Origin of the sequence: Ensifer sp. SSB1 (assembly GCF_016652895.1) — a bacterium.
Classification (GTDB): domain Bacteria; phylum Pseudomonadota; class Alphaproteobacteria; order Rhizobiales; family Rhizobiaceae; genus Ensifer.
Map to the genome: position 1 here is coordinate 1 of NZ_JAEPRP010000158.1, position 9,717 is coordinate 9,717.

Genomic DNA, 9,717 nt, shown 5'->3' on the forward strand with positions numbered 1-9,717 from the left:
GCGGCGACCGAGGTCGGATGGCGGTACCACTTGATAGCGTAGCCCGCGGTGAGGCTGACAAAGATCAAGCTGGCGAGAAAGCCAACATATTCGCCGGGTACGGCCGGCATGCCGGTCGCCTTGGCGGCTTCACGCCACGCAAGGCTGAGGCCGGTGATGCCCATGACCGAGCCGAAAAGATTAATTGGAAGCTGCGAGATCGAGCGCGTGGCCAGTGGCGTGCAGTTCGAAATGTTGATGCATTGAGCGGTCATCGGCTTGCTCCTGTCCGAAAAGGTACTGACAGGATTAAAACACGCCACTTCTTCGTCTTAAATAGTGCAGATAGGATGATGTCGGACAGCCATCGAACGTTTTCAGCCAAAGGGTCTTGGGGAACGGCAAGGGGCCGCAGGTTATCCGCGCGTTAGCTTTTCTCGCTGCTCACCCTCGCATGTCACCAAGTCGTGAGCGATGCGACCGCCATCAGGGTTCAGTCGTCATGGTGCTATGTAGCTGCGCCAGAGCACATAGAGGCTGACGGAAAAGATGATGCCGCGGAAGATCTGCGTCAGCGCGTCACGGTGGGTGGAGAGCCGGGTGGAGATGATGGTGCCGATAATGCCGCCACCAATGCCGCCGGCGATGAAGTAGCCGGCGATGCGCCAATCCACCAATCCCGAGGCTGCGTAGTTGATCGCCGTCGTCAGGCCGAAGGTGCCGACGGCGAGAAGCGATGTGCCAACCGCATTGATCAGCGGCATGCCGGTCGCAAACAGCAGTCCTGGGACGATGAGAAAGCCGCCGCCGATGCCGAAAAAGCCGGAACAGGTTCCGGTCAGAAGCGCGGTCAGGCCGGTCTTGCCATGCGTCCCGAGCGAAAGCGACTGGGGTGTTGCCGCCGTGTTGCATTTGACCTTCCGCATGGCGAAGCTGACGAACATCATCACCAGGCCGAAGAGGAACAGCAGCCGCTGGCCGTCGATCAGTTTTCCGAGGCTGGAGCCGAAAAAGGCGCCGAGCGAGCCGGCAACGGTGAAGATCAGGGCACAGCGCCACCAGAGATGACCGCGAAGCGCATGGCTGATGAGGTTGAGGTAGGCGTTGGCGGAAACGGCGAGCGCGCCGGTGCCGAGCGCGGTGTGCACGTCGCGGATGCCGACGACGTAGATCAGGAGCGGCGTCGCGAGGATCGAGCCGCCGCCGCCGATCAGGCCGAGTGTGAAGCCGGTGAGCGAACCGGAGCCGATCGCAAGCAACATCTGCTGGAAGGGATCCACCACGATGTCGTTACCCCCAGACCGAGCCGGGAAGCGCGTCGAGCGGTATCTTCAGGTAACGCCGGCCATTGTCCTCGGCGGCCGGAAGCTCGCCGCCGCGCACGTTCACCTGCAGCGCATGCAGGATGAGCTTGGGCATCGGCAGGGTGCGGTCGCGTGCCTCGCGCAGGCCGACGAAATCGGCCTCGGTCTTGCCGGCGACATGCGGGTTCGCGGCCCTCTGCTCGGCGACAGTGCTTTCCCAGCGCGCCTCGCGGCCGCCAGGGCAATAGTCGTGACCGGTAAAGAGCCGGGTTTCGTCCGGCAGCGCCAGAATGGCTTGGATCGAGCGCCAGAGATCGGCAGCGCTTCCGCCCGGAAAATCGGCGCGGGCGGAGCCGCTGTCGGGCATGAACAGTGTGTCGTGGATGAAGGCAGCGTCGCCGATCACATAGGAGATCGAGGCGAGCGTATGTCCGGGCGAATGGATGACGCGCGCCTTGAGTTCACCGATGCGGAAGCTCTCGCCGTCGACAAACAGCCGGTCCCATTGCGAGCCGTCGCAGGCGAAATCCGGCCAGTTGTAGATCGTCTTCCAGATCCGCTGCACGCCCTTCACATGCTCGCCGATCGCCGTCGGCGCGCCGGTCTTCGCTTTCAGATAGCGCGCCGCCGAGAAATGGTCGGCGTGGGGATGGGTGTCGAGGATCCACTCTACGGTCAGCCCCTTGGCCGCGATATGATCGAGGATCGCATCGGCATTGCGCGTGCCGGTCGAGCCCGACTTCTCGTCGAAATCGAGCACCGGGTCGATGATTACGCATTTGCCCGTGGCCGGATCGGCGGAGACATATTGGATGCTGCCGGTGCGGGGATCGTAGAAGCCGGTAACATCGGGCTTATGCATAGGCGAGAGCCTCCTCAGCCGTTGCACACGGAAAGAAGATCGCGCGGGCGGGGTCAAAATCGTAGTCGGCTTCGAAACTGGGCGCGTCCACGGCCAGCTGCGTGACGCAATCAAGGATGTATTTCACCTTCTCTTCCGAAAGCAGGACGCTGAAGTTCAGCCGCGTGAAGCCCGGCTTCTCGATTTCCTCGCCGGCGAGGATCGCCTGGCGGATCTGCTCGGAGTGTTCGGGATCGATCGACAGCAGCCGGTGAACGTAAGGCCCGGCGCAGGCGCAGCCGCCGCGCGCCTGGATGCCGAAGCGGTCGCTCAGCATGCGGGTGACGAGCTGCTGGTGGACGTAGCCACCTTTGCCATTGCGGATGCGGAAGGAGAAGATCGGCAGACGATCCGGCTCCTGCAGGCCGAGCAGCTCCAGCTGCGGGATGGCCTTCCAGGCGGCAACCGCCTGTTTCGCCAGCTCGCGGTTGCGGCGTTCCATCTGCTCAAGTCCGATCGCATGCTTGACGATGAAGGCAAGGGCCGCACGGATGTCGCCGACGACATTCGGCGTCCCGGCCTCTTCGCGGGCCTCGAGGTTGGCGCTGTAGTCGTGGGTATCAGGCGAGACGAATTTCACCGTGCCACCGCCCGGCCAGGTCGGCTTGTCGGTCGTGACGCCGTCGCGGCGAACGATCAGGATGCCGGAAGCGCCCGGGCCGCCGATGAACTTGTGCGGCGAGACGACGATCGCGTCGATCTCGGCACCTGAAACAGGCGACATGGCAATCGGAACATAGGGGCCGGCGCCGGCATAGTCCCAGATCATCTTGGCGCCGGCAGCTTTGGCCATCCTGGTGATCGTGGCCACGTCGCTGGTAATGCCGGTGATGTTCGACCCAGCCGAAAGGGTGCAAATGGTGAGATCAGCTTCGCCAGGGCGGAGCGCCCGTTGGAGACCGCCGAGGTCCGGTCCGCCTGATGGACATTCGGCGAGCTCGACAATCTCGGCGCCGCTTTCGCGCCAGGGCAGAATGTTGGAGTGGTGTTCATAAGGACCGATGATGACCCGGACATGCTTTCCTGCCGCCACGGCTTCGGCAACGCCGAACAGCTTGACGAGGCGGTTGATGCCGGAGGTTGCGCCGGAGCCGGTGAAGATGGCCGCATGGTCAGCCGTCGCGCCGCAGAATTCGCCGATCAGCGCGCGCGCTTCACGGCGCATCCGGGTCATGAAGCCCCCGCAATAGGAGGCTTCCGTATGGCTGTTGGCGTAGTAGGGCAGGACCTCGTCGAGCACGAAGTTTTCGATCACGCGCAGTGCCCGGCCGGAAGCGACATAGTCGGCATAGACGAGCGCCTTCATGCCATAGGGACCGGCGATCTGCGCCTTCGCGCCGACGAGATCGTCGCGCAGGTTGGCAACCACGCCCGGGCCGTTCAAAGCCTGACGGAAACGGGCGAGGGGTGTAAGGGTCTCGCAGGGCTGGTGGTGGACGGCGGGGGCAATCATCTCGCTGACTCCTCGGAGCGAACATTGACAGCGATTATATTCCCCTTCATGGTCAAATAATTCACCTATCTTCCTGCAGCAGCGGCGCCAAATTGGGTCAAATGATCGACGAAACGTCAAAAATCGATAGTTTTGATATGAAGATCATGACGTTGCTGCAAAAGGATTCGAGCCTCTCGCAGCGTGAGTTGGCCGAGAGGGTGGGACTGTCGCAAAATGCCTGCTGGCGGCGCCTGCAGCGCTTGCAATCGATCGGCATGATCCGGGGTTCGCACTGCGACATCGATCTCAGCGCCTTGGGCCTGGATCTGACGGTGATCGTGATGATCCGCACGCGTCATCACTCCAAGGAATGGAGCGACGGATTCCGCCAGCATGTCGAGCGGCTGCCGGAAGTGATCGACTTCTACAGGATCGGCGGGGACTGGGACTATCTGATCAAGGTGGTGACCCGTGGCATGGGCGGCTACGACGCCTTCTATCAGAAGCTCATCACGAACTTCGATCTCGCCACGGTCACGGGCTTCTTCTCCATGGAGGCGATCATCAACAACCGTCCCGTGGATCTCAGCCGGTTGCGGTGAGGCGCCGGGTCCCGGGCCTCACCTCCTTGTGTCACATGACGCCAAAGCGTTCGAACGCCTCGACGGTGCTCATGCCGGCTTCGATTGCCAGGCGCACCTTGCTTTCGGTTTCGGCCTTTTCCAGCGCCAGCGCGATCGCTTCCCGCTCGGCCTCGCGCGGAATGACGAGCACGCCGTCGCGGTCGCCGAAGAGGATATCGCCCGGCCGGATGCGGATGCCGCCGATCTCGATCGGGATGCCGTAGTCGACGACCTTGCCGCGTGGTCCCTGGTCCTGTGCGTAGGATCCGTAGCAGAAGGTCGGGAAATCGAGCGCAAGAATGCCGGCGCTGTCACGGCAGTAGCCATCGCAAATCGCACCCGCAGCCTTCAGCTTCAGCGCCCGCGTCGACATCAGTTCGCCCCAGACGGCATAGCGCGGCGAGGAGCCGGAGCAGACGTAGATCTCGTTTTCCTTCAGGCTGTCGAGCGCATGGAACATCAGGCCGAAGGGCTTGGCGCTGAATTCCGAATGACCGCCGGCCTCCGCCGTCGCGAAGAAATCGGCCTCGAGCACCGGCATCGCGCGGCCCACTGCGACCATGTCGTCGCGCAGCGCCTTGATCTGCGGCGGCAGGAACTGGTGCTGCAGGCCCATCGTGTCGAGAATGTCGCCGACCACGGCCGTGAACAGCCGGCTGCGCATGGCGGCAAAGAGTTCGGTATCGTCTTCAAAATGTTTCATGTCTTCCCTCAGGCCTTGTGCGCTATGGCGGTCGCGATGCCCTGCATGACGCCTCTGATTTCCGCGAGACCCTTCAAGCGCCCGATCAGCGAATAGCCGGGGTTGATGCGCTCCTTGCCGATGTCGTCGGCAAGGAGATGCCCGTGGTCGGGCCGAAGCGGGATCTGCCAGTCGGCGCGCCCCTCGCGGACGCGGCGCTCCTGCTCCTGCATCAGCGCCAGGATCACCGCCGGCATGTCGCTCGATCCGCCGAGATGGTCGGCTTCATAGAAGGAGCCGTCCTCTTCGCGCTGGACATTGCGCAGGTGGGCAAAGTGAATGCGCGGACCGAACTCTCGCACCATGGCCGGCAGGTCGTTGTCGGCGCGCGTGCCGTAGGAGCCGGTGCAGAAGGTGATGCCATTGGCCGGACTGTCGACGGCGGCTAGAATCCGCCTGACGTCGGCCGGTGTGGAGACGATGCGCGGCAGACCGTAGAGGGAAAAGGCGGGATCGTCCGGATGAATGCAGAGCCGGATATCGACTTCTTCGGCGACGGGGACGATCTCCCTGAGGAAGCGGGCCAGGTTGGCGTGCAACGTGTCGGCGGTCACGCCGTCATATTCCGCGAGCGCTGCGAGGAAACTCGCCCGGTTGAACTGGCGCTCGGTCGCCGGAAGGCCGGCGATCAGGTTGCGCTCGATCCGGTCAATTTTCGCCTGGTCCATCTGATCGAAGCGCTGGCGGGCGACGAAGATCTGCCGCTCGGAATAGCTGTCCTCGACGCGCGGACGCTTCAGCACGAAGAGATCGTAGGCGGCGAAATCGACCGCATCGAAGCGCAGCGCATAGCCGCCGTTCGCCAGGGGCTGCATAAGCTCCGTGCGCGTCCAGTCGACCACCGGCATGAAGTTGTAGCAGACGATGCTGATGCCCGAACGTGCCAGGGTGCGAAGCGTGTCCTTGTACCAGCCGATGTAGCGGGCGCTGTCTAATGTCGCGAGTTTGATCGAGTTGTGCACCGGAATGCTCTCGACGACGCTCCAGCGCATGCCGGCCGCCTCGATCAGCGCCTTCTGCTCCAGGATCGCTTCATCGGGCCACGGCGACCCGTCGTAGATGTGGTGCAGCGCCGAGACGATCCCCGTGGCGCCCGCCTGCCGGATGTGGCTGAGCGGCACCGGATCGTTTGGCCCATACCAGCGAAAGCACTCTTCCATCAGTCTCATGCAGAACTCCTACCCGCTTCCGTGGCTATTGTTGGACCACGCCCGGCAATAATGTCCCATTGGTCCAACAATTCAAGCCTTGAAACGGCGATTTCGCTCGAAAATCATCGTGACAGGCGGATTCACAGAATTTCCTCTTGACGACAAGCGTGATCTGGACCAACAAATAAAGCATCGCAGGGAGGATGGCGAGTGAGCAGTTCGGTACGGGAAGAGGCATTGTCGGGCGTCGAGGCCGTGGAGCCGGGAAAGACCTCGGCCGTCGATCGCCTAGTCGAGCAGATCCGCGACATGATCTCCGAGCGCGGCCTCGGTATCGGCGACGCGCTGCCGACCGAGCGTGATCTCGGCGAACAGTTCCAGGCTGGCCGCAACACCGTGCGCGAGGCGCTGCAGGTGCTGCGCGCCTATGGCATGGTCGAGACCCGCCCGAAGGTGGGCGCCGTCATCAGCGGCGGCCATGGCGAGGCGATCCGCCGGCTCTTTGCCTTCCATAACGGTATCTCGCCGGACTCGTTTCATGACCTGCAGGGCTTCCGCCGCATTATCGAAACCGGTGTCGGCGAACACATCATCCTGACGGCCAGCGACGCTGATTTCGACCGGCTGGATGCGATCAATGCCCGCATTCTGGAGGCCGAGAGCGTCGAAGCGGCGGCACAGTGCGATTATGAGTTCCACTCGGCGATCGTCGAACTCTCGGGCAACCGCACGACGCTCGCCGCCTACCACATGCTGCGCTCGGTGATCGAGGAGGTCATGCGTCTCGGCAAGGCCGAGCGCCCGGTGCACGCGGCGACCTTCGAGGCGCATGCCGAGATCATCCGGGCGCTGAGGGCGCGCGACCGTATCGCCTATGTCTACCTGATGAGCCGTCATCTGGAGTTCGGCATTCGCTTCGTCGATGCCCCGCCGGGCGGCCTGCAGCCACGATAACATTTTTGCAGATTTGGCCCCGACCGCGCTTCAGGTGGTGCGGGCCGCCATTTGCCGGATTTTCGCCCGTTGGTCCGGCGGCACGAACAGGGCACTTGGGAGGAGAACCAATATGAGCAACATGAAACGTCTGGCGCTTGCAGCGCTACTTGCCACCGTCAGCTTTGCGCCGGGCGCGGCCTTTGCCGGCGGCAAGGCGATCGCCGGCATCGTCTTCCAGCAGGACCAGTATTTCCGCGGCATCCAGATCGGCATGGAAAAGGCGGCGGAAGCTGCCGGTGACGAGCTTCTGGCCGGCAACAGCGACAGCAAGCTGGAAAAGGAAGCCCAGCTCATCGATACCTACATCGCCCGCGGCGTGAACTCGATCGTCGTGGCACCGCTTTCGGCCGATGCCTCGGTGCCGGCCCTGAAGAAGGCACGTGACGCGGGCATTACCGTGGTGACCTACGGGACCTCGGCCAATGGCGACGTCGCCCAGGCGACGGTAACGAGCTCGGACCGCGATATCGGCATCGGTACCGGCAAGGCCGCGACCGACTTCCTGAAGACGCTCGGCAATGGCGGCAAGGTCAAGATCGGCACGCTCGCCTTCAAGGCACTGCTGCCCGAACAGTCGAACGCCCGCGTCGATGGCTTCCTGAGTGTCGTCAACGATCAGGTCGACATCGTCGCCCAGCAGGACGCCTGGCTTGCCGAAAAGGCGCTCGCGGTCGCCAGCGATATGCTGACGGCCAATCCCGATATCCAGGTGATCTACGCCGCAAACGAGGGCGGCACGATCGGCGCCGTTCAGGCGGTCAAGAAGGCCGGCCTCGAAGGCAAAGTCTTCGTGTTCGGCACCGATGGTTCCGAGCAGCTCGCCAACATGCTGCTCAATTCCGACAACGTGCTGCAGGCAACGACGGCGCAGCAGCCGCTCGAGGTCGGCAAGCAGGCGATCGAAGCGGCGCAGAACCTGCTCGACGGCAAGAAGATCGAGACCAAGGTCAACGTGCCGGTGCTGCCCCTGACGCGCGCCGATACGCAGGCCGTTGCCGCCTACAAGGAAGGCCTGAAGGCGCTGAAGTGATTGGGTTCTGACGTGAGCCGAGCGGCGGGTCATCGCGCCCGCCACTCCCTCGTCTTGCACAGCAGGAAATCCGCATGAGCTATCCGCAACCGAGTTCAGCCGCGTTGCAAGGGGTGCAGGGACGGCTGGACTTTCGGGCCGTGACCAAGCGTTACGGCCCGACTGTCGCCCTCTCGGAATTCACCCACAGCTTCGCCCCCGGCCAGGTGCATGCCCTGATGGGCAAGAACGGCTCGGGCAAGTCGACGCTCGTCAAGCTTCTCGCCGGCGTCACCGAGCCGACATCCGGCACGATCAGCGTGAATGGCGAGGACCGCCATTTCACCTCGCCGCACGATGCGTTTGCCGCCGGCATCGTCACCGTGCACCAGGAGCTTTCGCTGGTGCCGGAGCTTTCCGTCGGCGAGAACATCTTTCTCGGCCGGCTGCCGCATCGCCGCCGCGCCGGCTTCAGCGTCGTCGACTGGGCGGGCCTGCACCGCCGCGCTGGCGAGTTGCTCGCCGACATGGGGCTTGCGATCGACTCCCGCCAGCCTGTTTCGGCGCTCAGCGTCGGCCAGCAGCAGGTGGTGGAGATCGTCAAGGCGATGTCCTTCAACCCGTCGATCCTGCTGCTCGACGAGCCGACCTCGGCGCTGGCGTCGCGCGAGGTCAAGCAGCTCTTCGCGCTGATCGAGCGGCTGCGCGCCCGCGGCGTGACGATGATCTATATCACCCACCGGATGAGCGAACTCTTCGAGATCGCCGACACCTGCACGGTGATCCGCGACGGCCACTATATCGGCGCGGTCGAGATGAAGGCGACGACACCGTCGGCGATCGTCGGCATGATGTTCGGCGATGCCGCCCGTGCGACGCGTCCGCCACGGCGCACACTCGATCGTACCAGGCCGGTGCTCGAAGTGCGCGATCTCAGCCGCTCGGGGCATTTTCAAAACGTCTCCTTCGATCTCTATCCCGGCGAGATCCTCGGCATTGCCGGCCTGCTCGGCGCCGGGCGCACGGAACTGATGCGGGCGATCTTCGGCGCCGACCGGATCGATGGCGGTACGGTCACATTCGATGGTCACGACATGACCGGCGCGAGCCCCCGCGACATGCGCAAGGCGGGGCTCGGCTACACGCCGGAAAATCGCAAGGAGGTCGGCCTGGTGCAGTCGCTTTCGACCGCCGACAATCTCTGCATGGCGAGCCTCGGCCCGATCTCCAACAGGGGCTTCATCTCACGCCGGCGCGAACAGCCGCATGTGCGCCGCCAGATCGCCGATCTGCACATCAAGTGCGGCGATCCGGAGCTGCCAGTGTCGTCGCTGTCGGGCGGCAACCAGCAGAAGGTGGTGATCGGCAAGTGGCTGAACCGGCAGCCGTCGGTGATGTTCTTCGACGAGCCGAGCCGCGGCGTCGACGTTCAGGCCAAGCGCCAGATCTTCGACATCATCTGGCAGAAGGCGGCCGACGGTCTCGCCAGCCTCTTCGTCTCGACGGAACTCGAGGAGGTGCTGGAAGTCGCCGATCGCATCCTCGTCATGCATCATGGCGCCGTCGTCGCCGAGGTG

The 9,717-nt window shown here is 63.7% G+C and carries 9 protein-coding genes and 1 pseudogene; 4 read left to right on the forward strand and 6 right to left on the reverse strand.

The window, feature by feature from the left end; translation table 11 throughout:
- From I8N66_RS29010 to I8N66_RS29025, 4 genes and pseudogenes are all read right to left on the reverse strand, one after another.
- Positions 1 to 254 (reverse strand): annotated as a pseudogene (locus I8N66_RS29010) (C4-dicarboxylate ABC transporter); the annotation flags it as partial.
- 225 nt (positions 255 to 479) lie between these two features.
- Positions 480 to 1,241, reverse strand: coding sequence for a sulfite exporter TauE/SafE family protein (locus I8N66_RS29015; RefSeq protein ID WP_291161451.1), 762 nt, complete (start codon positions 1,239 to 1,241; stop codon positions 480 to 482).
- A gap of 28 nt (positions 1,242 to 1,269) precedes the next feature.
- The gene (locus tag I8N66_RS29020; RefSeq protein WP_291161411.1) at positions 1,270 to 2,145 is read right to left on the reverse strand and encodes an MBL fold metallo-hydrolase; all 876 of its coding nucleotides are present in this window, start codon (positions 2,143 to 2,145) and stop codon (positions 1,270 to 1,272) included.
- Positions 2,138 to 3,637: an aminotransferase class V-fold PLP-dependent enzyme gene (locus I8N66_RS29025; RefSeq protein ID WP_291161413.1), complete on the reverse strand. Its 1,500-nt coding sequence runs from the start codon at positions 3,635 to 3,637 to the stop codon at positions 2,138 to 2,140. The genes I8N66_RS29020 and I8N66_RS29025 overlap by 8 nt, the downstream gene beginning before the upstream one ends.
- 101 nt (positions 3,638 to 3,738) lie before the next feature.
- Here I8N66_RS29025 and I8N66_RS29030 point away from each other — a divergent pair, with 101 nt between their 5' ends.
- Positions 3,739 to 4,221, forward strand: a complete 483-nt coding sequence (locus I8N66_RS29030; RefSeq protein ID WP_113539456.1) for an Lrp/AsnC family transcriptional regulator — start codon at positions 3,739 to 3,741, stop codon at positions 4,219 to 4,221.
- A 31-nt stretch (positions 4,222 to 4,252) separates the two neighbouring features.
- Here I8N66_RS29030 and I8N66_RS29035 read toward each other — a convergent pair whose 3' ends face one another.
- Both I8N66_RS29035 and uxuA read right to left on the reverse strand, forming a co-directional pair.
- Positions 4,253 to 4,945, reverse strand: a complete 693-nt coding sequence (locus tag I8N66_RS29035; RefSeq protein ID WP_113539455.1) for an RraA family protein — start codon at positions 4,943 to 4,945, stop codon at positions 4,253 to 4,255.
- An 8-nt stretch (positions 4,946 to 4,953) separates the two neighbouring features.
- Positions 4,954 to 6,144 (reverse strand): mannonate dehydratase, encoded by a 1,191-nt coding sequence (uxuA, locus tag I8N66_RS29040; protein WP_291161454.1) that lies wholly within the window; start codon positions 6,142 to 6,144, stop codon positions 4,954 to 4,956.
- A 201-nt stretch (positions 6,145 to 6,345) separates the two neighbouring features.
- Between uxuA and I8N66_RS29045 the strand changes: the two genes are divergently transcribed.
- From I8N66_RS29045 to I8N66_RS29055, 3 genes are all read left to right on the forward strand, one after another.
- The gene (locus I8N66_RS29045; RefSeq protein ID WP_291161419.1) at positions 6,346 to 7,089 is read left to right on the forward strand and encodes a FadR/GntR family transcriptional regulator; all 744 of its coding nucleotides are present in this window, start codon (positions 6,346 to 6,348) and stop codon (positions 7,087 to 7,089) included.
- 112 nt (positions 7,090 to 7,201) lie between these two features.
- On the forward strand, positions 7,202 to 8,161 hold the full coding sequence (locus tag I8N66_RS29050) for a substrate-binding domain-containing protein (protein WP_052201675.1): 960 nt from the start codon (positions 7,202 to 7,204) through the stop codon (positions 8,159 to 8,161).
- Between the two features lie 74 nt (positions 8,162 to 8,235).
- On the forward strand, positions 8,236 to 9,717 hold a 1,482-nt coding region (locus I8N66_RS29055), incomplete at its 3' end, for a sugar ABC transporter ATP-binding protein (RefSeq protein ID WP_291161424.1).